Below are 14468 nucleotides of genomic sequence, written 5' to 3'. Positions count from 1 at the left end.
AGACCGTATACCGTCACTGGGCATGCCGATCCAGGTCATTGTTGCCGGAGCCGTCATCTGCGGCTCCACGGTGCTGGTGGCGCAGCGCGTGCGGCCGCCGGAGCTGGCGGGCCGCTGGGAGCTGCCCGGCGGCAAGGTCGGCGCGGGTGAAACCGAGCACGCCGCCCTGGCTCGCGAATTAGCCGAGGAACTCGGCCTCGATGTGCGCGATGTGGCGGTCGGCGAACGCCTGGGCGATGACATTCCGCTGAACCCGGCAACGACGCTGCGGGCCTATCGAGTGGGCCTGGTCAGCGGCCGGCCCGCGGCGCGCGAGCACCGCGCGCTGCGCTGGGTGACGGCGGCCGAGCTGCCCGATATCGACTGGGTGCCGGCCGACCGCGCCTGGTTGGCGGATTTGGCTCGCGCGTTGACCGCCCTGTGACTGCCTCGCTCGCCGGACCTGGTCCGCGGGGGCTTTTCGCGGCACCCTGCGCGGGCTGCCAGAATCACCCGCGTGGATGTCCGCAACATCGCGATCGTTTCGCACGTCGACCACGGCAAGACCACGCTGGTCGATGCCATGCTGCGACAGTCCGGGGCGCTGCGCGAACGCGGGGAGGCGACCGAGCGGGTGCTCGACACCGGCGACCTGGAGCGGGAAAAGGGCATCACGATCCTGGCGAAACACACCGCGGTGCGCCGCCATCACGGCGATGGGACCGTGACGGTGATCAACGTGATCGACACGCCGGGGCACGCCGACTTCGGCGGGGAGGTAGAGCGCGGGCTGTCGATGGTGGATGGGGTGCTGCTGCTGGTGGACGCCTCCGAGGGCCCGCTGCCGCAAACGCGATTCGTGCTGCGCAAGGCGCTGGCCGCGCGCTTGCCAGTGATTCTTGTGGTCAACAAAACCGACCGCTCCGACGCCCGCATCGGTGAGGTCGTGCAGGCCAGCCACGACCTGCTGCTGGATTTGCTGTTAGAAGGGGAGGACGATCGCGATGACGAGGCCACGCAAGCTGCTGAGCACACCCTGACCCTGCCCACGCTGTACGCTTCCGGTCGTGCCGGGGTGGCCAGCACCACCGCGCCGCCGGACGGCCAGATTCCCGGCGGCACCAATCTCGATCCGCTGTTTAATGCTCTGCTGCAACATATTCCGCCACCGACGGGCGATCCGGAGGCACCGCTGCAGGCATTGGTCACTAACCTCGACGCATCGGCGTTCCTGGGCCGGCTGGCGCTGGTCCGCATCTACCAGGGCCGGTTGCGCAAGGGCCAGCACGTGGCGTGGCTGCGCGCGGTCGACGGTGAGCCGGTCATCGCCAAAGCCAAGGTCACCGAGCTGCTGGCCACCGAGGGAATCGAGCGTTCGCCGACCGAGGAAGCCCGCGCGGGCGACATCGTCGCGGTCGCCGGCATCCCCGAGATCATGATCGGCGACACGCTGGCCGATCCAGCCAATCCCGTCGCGCTGCCGCGCATCACCGTCGATGAGCCGGCGATCTCGGTGACCCTCGGCATCAATACGTCGCCGCTGGCCGGCAAGGTGCCCGGCCACAAGCTCACCGCGCGGCTGGTCAAGGCGCGGCTGGATGCGGAACTCGTTGGCAACGTCTCGCTCCGCGTTATAGACATCGGCCGACCGGACGCCTGGGAGGTCCAGGGCCGCGGTGAGCTGGCGCTGGCCGTGCTGGTGGAGCAGATGCGCCGGGAAGGATTCGAGCTGGCGGTCGGCAAGCCGCAAGTGGTGACCAAGACAATCGACGGCAAGCTGCATGAGCCATTCGAGGCGCTCACCGTCGACTGCCCGGAGGAGCACATCGGCGGTGTCACCCAGTTGATAGCCGCGCGCAAGGGACGCATGGTGAGGCTGGCCAACCACGCCACCGGCTGGGTGCGGATGGATTTCCTGGTGCCCAGCCGCGGGCTGATCGGGTGGCGCACCGACTTTCTCACCGAAACCCGTGGCAGCGGCAGCGCGCATGCGCTGTTCGACGGCTACCGGCCGTGGGCGGGAGAGATCCGCAGTCGGCACACCGGCTCGCTGGTGTCGGACCGCTCGGGCACCATCACGGCGTACGCGCTGCTGCAGCTCGCCGACCGGGGCCAGTTCTTCGTCGAACCCGGCCAGGAAACCTACGAGGGCATGGTCGTCGGGATCAACCCACGCCCGGAGGATCTCGACATCAACGTCACCCGGGAGAAAAAGCTCACCAACATCCGCTCATCGACAGCGGACGTCATCGAAACACTGGCCAAGCCGCTCGGCCTCGATCTGGAACGCGCCATGGAACTATGTGGGCCCGACGAATGCGTCGAGGTGACCCCCGAGGCGGTGCGGCTCCGCAAGGCGCAGCTGCGGGCGGACGACAGGTCGCGCAGCCGGGCGCGGGCCAAGGCCCGCGGTTGAGGCGCCAGCATGCGGAACGCTCGACAGCGCGGCCCCTTATGACACCGGCTCCCGGTCGTCGCGCCGGGGGCGGGGCCGTCGCCGGGCCCCCGATACCCTGATGAGCGTGCCGAGACGAGCCCGCCGCGCCGCTATCACGGTCGGCGCGGCGGTTCTGGCGGTGGTGGTGCCGAGTTGTACCGTCCACCCGCCGCCGGCGCCGCAGAGCACCGAGACCTCCAGGAGCGCCCCGCCGCCACCGCCGCGGGTTATGCAGATCATCGTGGGCATCGACTCGATCGGCGCGGGATTCAACCCGCATCTGCTATCCGATCTGTCGGCGGTAAACGCCGCGATCAGCGCGCTCGTGCTGCCCAGCGCGTTTCGGCCGGTGCCGGACCCGAGCACGCCAACCGGGTCGCGGTGGGAGATCGATCCGACGCTGCTGGTGTCCGCCGACGTGACCAGCGAAGACCCGTTCACGGTGACCTACAAGATCCGGCCCGAGGCGCAGTGGACCGACAACGCTCCGATCGGCGCCGACGACTTCTGGTACCTCTGGCGCCAGATGGTCAGCCAGCCGGGGGTGATCGACCCGGCGGGCTACGACTTGATTACCGGGGTCCAGTCGATCGACGGCGGCAAGCAGGCGGTGGTCACCTTCTCGCGGCAGTACCCCGCCTGGCGGGAGTTGTTCAGCAACATTCTGCCGGCGCACATCGTCAAGGACGTGCCGGGCGGCTTCCCGGCCGGGCTGGCCCGCGCCCTGCCGGTCACCGGCGGCCAGTTTCGGGTGGAGACCATCGACCCGCAGCGAGACGAGATCTTACTCGCCCGCAACGACCGCTATTGGGGGCCGCCGGCCAAACCCGATCTCATCCTCTTCCGCCGGGCCGGCTCGCCGGCCGCGCTGGCCGACTCCATTCGCAACGGCGACACCCAAGTGGCCCAGGTGCGCGGGGGATCCACGACCTTCGCCCAGCTGTCCGCTATCCCGGACGTGCGAACAGCGCGGATCATGACCCCACGGGTCATGGAGCTCACGTTGCGCGCCAATGTGCCCAAGCTGGCCGACTCGCAGGTCCGCAAGGCGATTTTCGGGCTGCTCGACGTCGACCTGCTGGCCGCTGTGGGGGCCGGCAGCGACAACACCGTCACCCTGGACCAAGCTCAGATCCGCTCGCCCAGCGACCCGGGCTATGTGCCGACCGCGCCGCCCGCGATGACCAGGGAAGCGGCGCTGGAACTGTTGCAAGCGTCCGGCTACCGAGTCGAAAGCGACACCGCCGCGACGGTTGTGCCGCCAGCCGGGGATGCGGCACCGGCCAACACCCGGCCGCCCGAATTCACCCGCGGCCGGATCACCAGGGACGGCAAGCAGCTGTCGCTGGTCATCGGCGTGGCGTCCAACGACCCGACTTCGGTGGCGGTCGCCAACACGGCTGCTGACCAGCTGCGTAACGCCGGCATTGCCGCGACGGTGCTGGCGCTGGACCCGGTGGTGCTCTACCGCGAGGCATTGGTCGACAACCGCGTGGACGCCGTGGTGGGCTGGCGCCAAGCCGGCGGGGACCTGGCCACGCTGCTGGCCTCCCGTTACGGCTGCCCGGCGCTAGAGGCCACGCCCGTGTCGACGTCGGGCGGGCCGCCGGCCCCCACGTCTGCGGTACCCACCAAGTCCTCCGCGAACCGCGCCAGCGCCTCGGCGACCCCGACGACAACACCCGGCCGCACGCTCGACCCCGGGGCGCTGGTGCAGGCGCCGTCGAACATCACCGGAATCTGCGATCACAGCATCCAGCCGGATATCGACGCGGCGCTGGCCGGCACCAAGGACATCAACGACGTGATCGACGAGGTCGAACCGCGGCTATGGGAGATGTCGACGGTGTTGCCGATTTTGCAAGACACCACCATCGTGGCAGCGGGTCCCAGCGTGCAGAACGTCAGCCTGTCCGGCGCGGTGCCGGTCGGTATCGTCGGCGATGCCGGTCAATGGCTGAAGATCCGCCAGTAGCGGGACCGGTGACGACGAGAGGGGCTGTCATGGCGGGCGAGAGCATCCGGCCGGATTTCGAGGTGTTGTACGGGGCCGAGCACGCCGGCGAGGTGCTGGTGCCCTGGGACATTGGGGAGCCGCAGCCGGTAGTGCAGCAGCTGGTGGCCTACGGCGCGGTGCGCGGTGAGGTGCTCGACCCGGGCACCGGTCCCGGTCATCACGCGATTTTCTATGCGTCGCACGGCTATCCGACAACCGGGATCGACGGCTCGCCGACGGCGATCGAGCTGGCCAAGCGCAACGCCGAGCGGGCCGGAGTCCGGGTGGACTTCCAGGTGGCCGACGCGACGAAGCTGGACGGGTTCGACGGCCGCTTCGACACCGTGATCGACAGCGCGTTTTATCACGTGTTCAGCGATGACGAGCAGACCCAAACCCGGTACGCGCAGGCATTGCATCGGGCCACCAAGCCGGGCGCGCGGCTGTTCATGTTCGAATTCGGCCGCCACAACGTCAACGGGATACAGATCGACGGCCTGCCTGCCGACAACTTCGAGCGGGTCCTCGGTCCGAGCGGATGGCGGGTGGATTACCTGGGCACCTCGACCTACGTCGGCATCTTCGGTCCGGAGACGTTGGCGTTCATGGAAAAGACGATGGATCGGCAGGCCGAGGCGACGCGGTTTAAGCCGTTGCAAGAACGGCTTCGGGTCATCGCGGCGCTGCTGGAAGACCATCGGGTACACCTGCCGGTGTGGGCGGTCGCGGCCACCCGGGTGGATTAGGCCGCGGCTAACCGGCCGCGCCGCGTCGTCGGTTGTGGTGCCCGGGCGCCGCGCAGCGCGGGATGACGGTGTCCACGATCCGCGCGAGTTGTCGTCGGCTCGGCGGCGACCCGGTGAGCAGGAGATGCTGGTTGATAAGCGCCGGTCCGACCCGCGGAGTCAGCGGGGTCAGCGTGGCGGCGTCGATCTCGCCGCTGCCCACCCCGGCGCGCAGGATGGATTCGATGATCCGCAACCGGGGGGCGACCACCGCGTCGGCGAAGATCGCCCGCAATTCGGGCTCGTGGATGAGCTGGCCCATGATGGCCAGGCTGGGGAAGGCGGTCTTACCCGCCAGGACGTCGCAGTGCGCGGCAAACACCGCCAGCAGGTTTTCCCGCGCCGAGCGCTCCGGGCACGGCTCGGGCAGCGGTGGCACCGCATAACGCAAAGCGGCCCGCACCAAGTCATGCTTGCTGGCCCAGCGCCGGTACAGCGCGGCTTTGCCGGTGCGGGCGCGCGCCGCGATCCCCTCCATCGTCAACCCGCCGTAGCCCACGGCGGCCAGCTCGGCCAACGTCGCCTCGAACAGCGCTCGCTCCAGGACCTCGCCTCGACGGCGGCTGCGAACGGCCCGGATTTGGGTGTGCTGCTGTGGCATCCTGACGATAGTAGCCGTCGGCGTTCCTCAGCCGGGCGTTCCGAACTTCGGGGGGCATCACGCCTGCCGCGCGCCAGGCTGACGGTGGCTGCAGGCGGCGAGCCGATCCGGCGCCGGTATGGTGCGCCCATGCAGAAGACGCCGCGGTTGCTGTTCGTGCATGCGCACCCCGACGACGAGACCATCAGCACCGGAGCCACCATCGCGCACTACACCGCCCGCGGAGCGCAGGTGCGCGTCGTCACCTGCACCCTCGGCGAGGAAGGCGAGGTGATCGGCGAGCGCTGGGCGCAGCTCACCGTCGACCACGCCGACCAGCTCGGCGGCTATCGCATCGGCGAGCTCACCGCGGCGTTGCGCGCACTGGGCGTCGATGAGCCCCTCTTTCTCGGCGGGGCCGGTCGCTGGCGTGACTCGGGAATGCCGGGCACCCCGCGGCGGCGCCGGCAGAAGTTCATCGACTCCGACGACCGGGAGGCGGTCGGCGCGTTGGTGTCGATCATTCGTGAGCTCCGCCCGCATGTCGTGGTGAGCTACGACCCCAAGGGGGGTTACGGCCATCCCGATCACGTGCGCGCCCACGCCGTCACCATGGCGGCGGTGGCCGCCGCCGGCGCCACCGGCTTTCCGGGTGCGCCCTGGACGGTGCCGAAGACGTACTGGACGGTAATGGCGACGGCGGCGTTGGCGACGGGCTGGCGGGCACTGGGTCCCGAGGATGTGCGAGCCGAATGGGTCGTGCCGGCCGCCGACCATGACTTCGGGGGCTTCGGGTATCCCGACGAGCAGATCGACGCCGTCATCGAGGCCCCGGACGCGCTGCCCAGCAAGGTCGCGGCGCTCGCCGCCCACGCGACTCAAGTCAGCATCGGCCCCACCGGCCGGGCGTGCGCGCTGTCGAACAACCTGGCGCTGCCCATCATGGCCCGGGAGCACTACATCCTGGCCGCCGGAGACCCGGGAGAGCGCGATGCGCGCGGCTGGGAAACCGATCTGCTGGCCGGACTGGGCCTTGCCGAATGAAGCGCCCGGCAGGCCGTTGTCCCGGCCTTCGCATCGGCGTGTTGATCGTGCTGGCCGTCGACGGCGTGCTGTCCGCGATGGCCGGCGCGCTGCTGCTGCCCGCCTATATCGGATCGGTCCCGTGTCCGCTTAGCGCCCCGATCAGTGGCCTGGTCAACGCGGCCTTGGTGTGGGCAGCCCGGCACTGGACCGAGTCGATCCGGGTGGCCGCGCTGCCGCTGTGGACCTGGCTGCTGACGGTGGTCGCGATGAGCTTCGGCGGCCCCGGTGACGACAGGATATTCGCCGGCCGCGGCGTGCTGGCCTACGGTGCGCTGCTGCTGATCACCCTGGGCTCGGTGCCGCCGGCGTGGGTGCTGTGGCGCACCGCCGCCGGCTACCGCCACCGCAGGCCGGGGCCGCGACGCCGGGAAGGTAGCGCGGGTCTAAGGTGACGGGCATGCCCGGCATTGCTCGGTCCACCCCGGCTTTTCCGGCGCGCGCCCCGTCGGCCATCCGCGGCGGGTTGCGGCGGGTGCTGCGCCGGGCACGAGACGGGGTGGCGTTGAACATCGACGAGGCGGCCATCGCCATGACGGCGCGCGGGGACGACCTGTCCGACCTGTGCGCCAGCGCGGCGCGGGTGCGTGACGCGGGCCTGCAATCGGAGGGCAGACGCTCCCCGAGCGGGCGCTTGCAGATCAGCTATTCGCGCAAGGTGTTCATCCCGGTCACCCGGTTGTGCCGGGACAGCTGTCACTACTGCACGTTCGTGAGGGTTCCCGCCCGGCTGCGCGCCCAAGGGGCAGGCATGTATCTAGAGCCCGGGGAGATCCTCGACATCGCCCGTCGCGGCGCCGAACTTGGTTGCAAGGAAGCATTATTCACCCTCGGCGACCGGCCGGAGGATCGCTGGGCAGAGGCACGGGGGTGGCTCGCCCAACGCGGCTACGACTCCACATTGTCCTACGTGCGGGCGATGGCGATCCGGGTGCTGGAGGAGACCGGGCTGTTGCCGCACCTGAACCCGGGTGTGATGAGCTGGTCGGAGATGTCCCGACTGAAACCGGTGGCGCCCTCGATGGGCATGATGCTGGAGACGACGTCGCGGCGGCTTTTCGAAACCAGGGGGCTCGCGCATTACGGCAGCCCCGACAAGGATCCCGCGGTCCGATTGCGGGTGCTAGCCGACGCCGGCCGGTTGTCCATCCCGTTCACGACAGGCCTGCTGGTCGGAATCGGGGAGACGCTGCTGGAACGTGCCGATACTTTGCATGCGATTCGCAAGTTGCACAAGGAGTTCGGGCACATCCAGGAAGTGATCGTGCAGAACTTCCGGGCCAAGGAGCACACCGTGATGGCCGCGGTGCCCGACGCCGGCATCGAGGATTTCCTGGCGACGGTGGCGGTGGCGCGGCTGGTGCTCGGCCCTGGGATGCGCGTCCAGGCGCCGCCCAACCTGGTGTCGCGGGAGGAATGCCTGGCGCTGATCGCCGCCGGCGTCGACGACTGGGGCGGGGTCTCACCGCTGACACCGGATCACGTCAACCCCGAACGGCCTTGGCCAGCTATAGCGGAGCTGGCCGCCGTCACCGCGGAGGCCGGCTACGAGCTGGTGCAGCGGCTTACCGTGCACCCCAAGTACGTGCGGGCGGGTGCGGCGTGGATCGACCCGCGGGTGCGCGGGCACGTGCTCGCGCTCGCCGACGCGGAGACCGGCCTGGCTCGTGAGGTCAATCCGGTGGGCAGAGCGTGGCAGGAGCCCGACGAGGTGGTCTCTTCCGGCCGGGTGGATTTGCATGTGGCCATCGACATCGAGGGCCGCGCCGGCGAGGCCCGCAGCGACCTGGACAGCGCGTTCGGAGATTGGGAGTCCATCCGTGCCCGGGTGCAGGAGTTGGCGATCCGCGCCCCCGAACGCATCGACACCGACGTGCTGGGCGCGCTGCGTTCGGCGGAGCGCGATCCCGCCGGCTGCAGCGACGCGGAGTACCTGGCGCTGGCCAGCGCCGAGGGGCCGGCACTGGATGCTGTTGCCGCGCTGGCGAATTCGATACGCCGCGAGGTGGTCGGTGAGGACGTGACTTACGTGGTGAACCGTAACATCAACTTCACCAACATCTGTTACACCGGATGCCGGTTCTGCGCGTTCGCACAGCGCAAGGGTGACGTCGACGCGTACTCGCTGTCGGTCGCCGAGGTTGCCGAGCGCGCCTGGGAGGCCCACCTAGCGGGCGCCACCGAGGTGTGCATGCAGGGCGGCATCGACCCGGAGTTGCCCGTCACCGGCTACGCGGATCTGGTGCGCGCGGTGAAAGCGAGGGTGCCGTCGATGCACGTGCATGCGTTTTCCCCGATGGAGATCGCCAACGGGGCCACCAAAAGCGGGCTGAGCATTCGGGAGTGGTTGATCAGCCTGCGCGAGGCCGGGTTGGACACCATCCCCGGCACCGCGGCCGAGATTCTGGACGACGAGGTGCGCTGGGTGCTGACCAAGGGCAAGCTACCGACGTCGCTGTGGATCGAAATCGTCACCACCGCGCACGAAGTGGGCCTGCCGTCGAGCTCGACGATGATGTACGGGCACGTCGACAGCCCCCGGCACTGGGTTGCTCACCTCAACGTGTTGCGCGACATCCAGGACCGTACCGGCGGTTTCACCGAGTTCGTGCCGTTGCCGTTCGTGCATCAGAATTCGCCGCTGTATCTCGCCGGCGCGTCTCGGCCCGGCCCCAGCCATCGCGACAACCGGGCCGTGCACGCGCTCGCGCGGATCATGTTGCACGGGCGTATTCCGCACATCCAGACCAGTTGGGTCAAGCTCGGTGTGCACGGCACCCAGGTGATGCTCAACGGCGGCGCCGATGACCTGGGCGGCACGCTGATGGAGGAGACCATCTCGCGCATGGCCGGCTCGGAACACGGGTCGGCCAAGACGGTCCCGGAGCTGGTCGCCATCGCCGTGGGCATCGGCCGGCCCGCGCGACAGCGCACCACCACCTACGCGCCCGTGTCGGGCAGCATCGGTGGCAAAGCGCCGTTATCGCTGTCGACTCGGGAGCCGTGATGACCGTGGGAGCCTTTGCGCTGAGCAGTTCCGCCTTCGCCGACAACACCCCGATCCCGGTCGTGTACGCCTGCAAGGGCCGCACCGTGCCGCCGCCGCTTCGCTGGGAAAACGTCCCGCCCGGTACCCAGTCGCTGGCCCTGGTCGTCGACGATCCCGATGCGCCGGCCGGCACCGTGCACCACTACCGCTTCCAGCTGTATGCGCTGCAAAGGCCGTTGACGTTGGCGCCGAGCACACCCGCGCGGGAAGCGACCCAAAAGATCGCTAACAGCGCCGTGGCCGTCGCTTGCACGGTGGGTCTTTTCGGTGGCTGAGCGGTGCGGGCGGCCCGCCGCGGGGCACGTGCCCACGTCGTATCTGCGACGTTTAGTATCAGTAACCGCGCAGCCGCACTATCGCGAAGCGAAAGCTTTAGGGCACACTGGGGATGGGGCTTCGGCTACCGAGATCGGCTACCGGGATCGGCTAGCGTCAGCGACTTCCCGGGACGTCCTTCGCGAGCGGAAGCAGTGGTCAGCTAACAGCACTTGGAGGAGACTTTCGTGACGTACACGATCGCCGAGCCGTGCGTCGACATCAAGGACAAGGCGTGCATCGAGGAATGCCCGGTCGATTGCATCTATGAGGGCGTTCGGATGCTCTACATCCACCCCGACGAATGCGTGGACTGCGGCGCGTGCGAGCCGGTCTGTCCCGTCGAGGCGATCTTCTACGAAGACGACGTTCCCGAGCAGTGGAGTCACTACACGCAGATCAACGCGGACTTCTTCGCCGAACTCGGATCGCCGGGCGGCGCGGCGAAGGTCGGGATGACCGAGAACGACCCGCAGGTGGTCAGGGATCTACCGCCGCAGGGCGAAAGCGCCTGAACGGGCCCCGGAGCCGCCGGCGCGTGTCGGCGTCCTTGCCGGTGTTCCCCTGGGACACGCTGGCCGAAGCACGGGCCCTGGCCCAGGCCCATCCGGGCGGGATCGTCGACTTGTCCGTTGGCACGCCGGTCGACCCGGTTGCGCCGCTGATCCGTGACTCGCTGGCGGGGGCCGCCGCCGCGCCCGGCTACCCCGCGACCGCCGGCACCGCGCGGCTGCGCCAGTCGATGGTGGCCGCGCTGGCCCGCCGCTACGGCGTCACGGGGCTGACCGAGGCGGCGGTGCTGCCGGCGATCGGCACCAAGGAGCTCATCGCGTGGTTGCCGACGCTGCTGGGCCTGGGCGCCGGCGATCTGGTTGTGGTGCCCGAATTGGCCTATCCGACCTATGAAGTCGGCGCCCGGCTGGCCGGAACGCAGGTGCTGCGCGCAGACTCGCCGACCGCCCTGGGCGGCGCGCGCTCTCCGGCGCTGGTGTACCTGAACTCCCCGGCCAATCCGACCGGACGGGTGCTTGGTGTGGATCACCTGCGCGAGATCGTCGGGTGGGCGCGGCAGCGTGGCGTGCTGGTCGTTTCCGACGAGTGCTACCTGAGCCTGGGGTGGGACGCCCAGCCGGTGTCGGTGCTGCATCCCGCGGTGTGCGACGGGGATCACACCGGCGTGCTGGCGGTGCACTCACTCTCGAAAAGCTCATCGCTGGCCGGTTACCGAGCCGGTTTCGTCGCCGGCGACTCCACGGTGGTTGCCGAGCTGCTGGCGGTGCGCCGGCATGCCGGGATGATGGTGCCAACACCGGTGCAGGCGGCCATGGTCGCCGCGCTGGAGGACGACGCTCACGAACGCGCGCAGCGCGACCGCTACGCGCGCCGGCGAAATGCGCTGCTGGCGGCTATTCGGTCGGCCGGCTTTACCGTCGATCATTCCGAGGCGGGGTTATATCTGTGGGCCACCCGCGGCGAGTCATGCCGGGCGAGCGTGCACTGGCTGGCGCGGCGCGGCATCCTGGCGGCGCCCGGCGAGTTCTACGGCCGGGGCGGCAGCCGGCACGTGCGGCTGGCGCTGACCGCCACCGATGAGCGGATCGCGGCCGCCGTTGCCCGGCTGCAGCCGAACGGCTCGCCCGACAGCCGCGAGGGCCCCGCGGTCTCGCACCCCTCGCGGCGCTGGTGACCGGGAACCGTGGTATCCATCCGGCCGGTGGCACCCTATCCGGTGGCCATGCCGTCCGCACCGGTAGGTCAACGTGTCGTCACCAGGCAGAATCGGACGCTTTTCGTGGCCACTCTGATTGGGCCACGTTGATCGGGTAGGGGGCGTGGCGCGTGACATCATCGACCGACCGGCTGGGCATCCCGTTGTCGTTCGGGGACGTCGTCAAACGGCTCCTTTTGGGAAAGCCCCTCGTCAGCGAGGAACTCAAGTCCGAGAGATTGTCCAATCCCGTTGCCTTGGGGGTCCTTTCCCCCGATGCGATCTCCTCAAGCGCCTACGGCACCGAGGAGATCCTGATCGAACTGCTGCCGTTTGCCGGGATGGCGGCGTTCACACTGCTGCTGCCGATCACCGGCGTGATCTTGTTCATCCTGGTTCTGGTCGCCGCGTCCTATCGCCAGGTGGTCATGGCCTACACCCGAGCGGGGGGCTCCTACATCGTCGCCCGGGAGAACTTCGGGCCGCGGGTGGCCCAGATCGCGGCGGCGGCGCTGTTGATCGACTACGTGGTCACCGTAGCGGTGCAGACCGCGGCGGGCATGGTGGCGGTGGAGTCGGCCATCCGGCCATTGGGCCCTTACCACCTGGAGCTCACGGTGGCTGCCGTGGCCGTCATGTGCTATGCCAACCTGCGCGGATTACGGGAAGCGGGACGGCCGTTCGCGCTGCCGACCTACTTTTTTGTGATCATGCTCACGCTGACGATCGTGACCGGGATCATTCGCGAAATCTTCTGGGGCTTACCCACATACGACCCACAGCAGATGCCCGGTGCGGTACCCGTGCACCAGGGGAGCGGGCTGGTGATGGGCGCGACGATTCTGGTGCTGCTGCGCGCGTTCGCCAACGGCGGATCGTCGCTGACCGGGGTGGAGGCGATCTCCAACACCGTCGGCGTGTTTCGTAAGCCCGAGGGCCTCAACGCGCGTCGAGTTCTCACCACGATGGCCTGCATTCTCGGGTTCTTGGTGGCTGGCGTTTCCTACCTGGCCTACGCGACCCACACGCCGCCCTACAAGGCCGGATATCCATCGGTGCTGTCGGAGGTGACACGCGCGGTGTTCGGCCACGGCCTGATCGGACAAACGCTGTACGTGCTGGTCCAGGCATCGACCGCGGCGATCCTGCTCACCGGGGCCAACACCAGCTTCAACGGCTTCCCGATGTTGGCCAGCTTTGTCGCAGAGGACCGCTTCCTCCCGCGGCAATTAACCAAACGCGGCTATCGCCTTGTCTTTTCCAATGGCATCATCACGCTCACGGCATTATCGGTGACGCTGCTGGTGACGACCGGTGGCCTGGTCAACGCGCTGGTCCCGTTTTACGCGATCGGGGTGTTCACCGGATTTGCGATGGCCGGCTACGGCATGACCAAACACCATCTGACGCATCGGGAGCCCGGCTGGCGACACAAGCTGGTGATCAATCTGTCTGCGGCCATCCTGTCGACGATCGTGGTGGGCATCTTCGCGGTGGCGAAGTTCACCGAGGGAGCGTGGCTGGTCGTCGTGGTCTTTCCCGTGCTGGTGTTCGCGTTGATCCGCCTCAACCTGGAGTACCGCGCCGAGGCCGCGATTCTCGAGAGGTTCCGCACCGATCGCCCGGACTTGGTCAAGTATGCCCGTCACCGGGTTTTCGTCCTGGTGAGCTCGCTCGACCTCGCGGTGCTCGAGGCGCTGCGCTACGGAAAGGGACTGCGCGCCGACGAGTTAACCGCCGTGCACTTCATGCTCGACGCGGCCCATGCCGCGCGGTTGCGGGAACGCTGGGAGCATTTCGACCTCGACACCCGGCTGCGGATCGTGAACTGCCCCGATCGGCAGCTCATCCGTGCCACCCAAGAGCTCGTGCTGACCGCGCGCGACCAATACCCCGACACCAACGTGACCCTGTTGTTGCCTCGGCGCACCTACACCCCGCTGCTGGGCCGGCTGCTGCATGACCGGACCGCCGACAAGATCGCCCGGGCGATCAGCCGGATCTCCGACGCGGCAGCCACGATTGTGCCCTATGACGTGCGGTCGCGGATCACAGAAGCGTTCCCCGACCTCTTCGGCCAGCGCGTGGCACGAGAACTGGCAAAGCTCGAGCAGCGAATTCTTTTGGGACAACAACATGCCACGCAAACACACGAGCCCCCCGAGCACTCCCCGGCGGTCGTCGCGATCCGGGGCCTGATCCTCGGGCAGCGGGCCACCATCGAAGGGCGAGTGCGCCGAGTCGAGGACGTCACCACAGGTCAACGCGCCTTCCGGCGGGTAGTCGTCGACGACGACAGCGGAGATATCCGCGTCACGTTCCGCCCGGGACGCGGCGCCGATATCCGGCCCGGGCAGCGGTTGCGCATCACCGGGAAGGCGCACCAAAGTGGCAACGGTCCGCTGTCAATGGCCGACCCGGTGTACACCGTGATCGAACACGCAGGCGAAACGCCTCACCCGTGACGAATCCCACGGTGGCTTTCTAGGAATTTCTCTTCATTTCTCTGCTGCCATCGACCTCGTTGCCGGTCGGC

Annotated in this window: 12 protein-coding genes; 11 read left to right on the top strand and 1 reads right to left on the bottom strand. The window is 68.7% G+C overall.

Annotated features, from left to right (window positions below; genetic code table 11):
* The first annotated feature begins 22 nt into the window (after nt 1-22).
* From MSM1_RS01430 to MSM1_RS01415, 4 genes are all read left to right on the top strand, one after another.
* The gene (locus MSM1_RS01430; protein ID WP_213439857.1) at nt 23-424 is read left to right on the top strand and encodes a (deoxy)nucleoside triphosphate pyrophosphohydrolase; all 402 of its coding nucleotides are present in this window, start codon (nt 23-25) and stop codon (nt 422-424) included.
* Between the two features lie 72 nt (nt 425-496).
* Nucleotides 497-2395 (top strand): translational GTPase TypA, encoded by a 1899-nt coding sequence (typA, locus tag MSM1_RS01425; RefSeq protein WP_213439856.1) that lies wholly within the window; start codon nt 497-499, stop codon nt 2393-2395.
* Nucleotides 2396-2495: 100 nt separating this feature from the next.
* The gene (locus tag MSM1_RS01420; RefSeq protein ID WP_213439855.1) at nt 2496-4391 is read left to right on the top strand and encodes an ABC transporter family substrate-binding protein; all 1896 of its coding nucleotides are present in this window, start codon (nt 2496-2498) and stop codon (nt 4389-4391) included.
* A 29-nt stretch (nt 4392-4420) separates the two neighbouring features.
* The gene (locus MSM1_RS01415; protein ID WP_213439854.1) at nt 4421-5158 is read left to right on the top strand and encodes a class I SAM-dependent methyltransferase; all 738 of its coding nucleotides are present in this window, start codon (nt 4421-4423) and stop codon (nt 5156-5158) included.
* A 7-nt stretch (nt 5159-5165) separates the two neighbouring features.
* On the opposite strand, the gene MSM1_RS01410 is transcribed toward MSM1_RS01415, so the two are convergent.
* Nucleotides 5166-5798: a TetR/AcrR family transcriptional regulator gene (locus MSM1_RS01410; RefSeq protein WP_213439853.1), complete on the bottom strand. Its 633-nt coding sequence runs from the start codon at nt 5796-5798 to the stop codon at nt 5166-5168.
* 129 nt (nt 5799-5927) lie between these two features.
* On the opposite strand from MSM1_RS01410, the gene mshB reads away from it, so the two are divergent.
* From mshB to MSM1_RS01375, 7 genes are all read left to right on the top strand, one after another.
* Nucleotides 5928-6821, top strand: coding sequence for an N-acetyl-1-D-myo-inositol-2-amino-2-deoxy-alpha-D-glucopyranoside deacetylase (mshB, locus tag MSM1_RS01405; protein WP_213439852.1), 894 nt, complete (start codon nt 5928-5930; stop codon nt 6819-6821).
* Nucleotides 6818-7255, top strand: a complete 438-nt coding sequence (locus MSM1_RS01400) for a hypothetical protein (RefSeq protein ID WP_236054706.1) — start codon at nt 6818-6820, stop codon at nt 7253-7255. Before mshB ends, MSM1_RS01400 begins: the two co-directional genes overlap by 4 nt.
* A 5-nt stretch (nt 7256-7260) precedes the next feature.
* Nucleotides 7261-9867, top strand: coding sequence for a bifunctional FO biosynthesis protein CofGH (locus MSM1_RS01395; protein WP_213439851.1), 2607 nt, complete (start codon nt 7261-7263; stop codon nt 9865-9867).
* Nucleotides 9867-10184, top strand: coding sequence for a YbhB/YbcL family Raf kinase inhibitor-like protein (locus MSM1_RS01390; protein ID WP_213439850.1), 318 nt, complete (start codon nt 9867-9869; stop codon nt 10182-10184). Before MSM1_RS01395 ends, MSM1_RS01390 begins: the two co-directional genes overlap by 1 nt.
* Nucleotides 10185-10412: 228 nt before the next feature.
* Nucleotides 10413-10739 (top strand): ferredoxin, encoded by a 327-nt coding sequence (gene fdxA / locus MSM1_RS01385; protein WP_213439849.1) that lies wholly within the window; start codon nt 10413-10415, stop codon nt 10737-10739.
* 23 nt (nt 10740-10762) lie between these two features.
* Nucleotides 10763-11911 carry a succinyldiaminopimelate transaminase gene (gene dapC, locus MSM1_RS01380; protein ID WP_213439848.1) on the top strand — a complete coding sequence of 383 codons (1149 nt, stop codon included), beginning with the start codon at nt 10763-10765 and terminating at the stop codon, nt 11909-11911.
* Between the two features lie 152 nt (nt 11912-12063).
* Nucleotides 12064-14397 (top strand): APC family permease, encoded by a 2334-nt coding sequence (locus MSM1_RS01375; RefSeq protein WP_213439847.1) that lies wholly within the window; start codon nt 12064-12066, stop codon nt 14395-14397.
* Nucleotides 14398-14468 lie beyond the last annotated feature (71 nt).

This window comes from Mycobacterium sp. SM1 (genome assembly GCF_018361265.1).
Classification (GTDB): domain Bacteria; phylum Actinomycetota; class Actinomycetes; order Mycobacteriales; family Mycobacteriaceae; genus Mycobacterium.
The sequence above is the reverse complement of the archived record's forward strand: the minus strand, read 5'-3'. Positions and strand labels throughout refer to the sequence as shown.

Coding starts and splice junctions, on each gene's coding strand:
- MSM1_RS01430 (WP_213439857.1), top strand. CDS start 23: ATGCCGATCCAGGTCATTGTTGCCGGAGCCGTCATCTGCGGCTCCACG.
- MSM1_RS01420 (WP_213439855.1), top strand. CDS start 2,496: ATGAGCGTGCCGAGACGAGCCCGCCGCGCCGCTATCACGGTCGGCGCG.
- MSM1_RS01415 (WP_213439854.1), top strand. CDS start 4,421: ATGGCGGGCGAGAGCATCCGGCCGGATTTCGAGGTGTTGTACGGGGCC.
- MSM1_RS01410 (WP_213439853.1), bottom strand. CDS start 5,798: ATGCCACAGCAGCACACCCAAATCCGGGCCGTTCGCAGCCGCCGTCGA.
- mshB (WP_213439852.1), top strand. CDS start 5,928: ATGCAGAAGACGCCGCGGTTGCTGTTCGTGCATGCGCACCCCGACGAC.
- MSM1_RS01400 (WP_236054706.1), top strand. CDS start 6,818: ATGAAGCGCCCGGCAGGCCGTTGTCCCGGCCTTCGCATCGGCGTGTTG.
- MSM1_RS01395 (WP_213439851.1), top strand. CDS start 7,261: ATGCCCGGCATTGCTCGGTCCACCCCGGCTTTTCCGGCGCGCGCCCCG.
- MSM1_RS01390 (WP_213439850.1), top strand. CDS start 9,867: ATGACCGTGGGAGCCTTTGCGCTGAGCAGTTCCGCCTTCGCCGACAAC.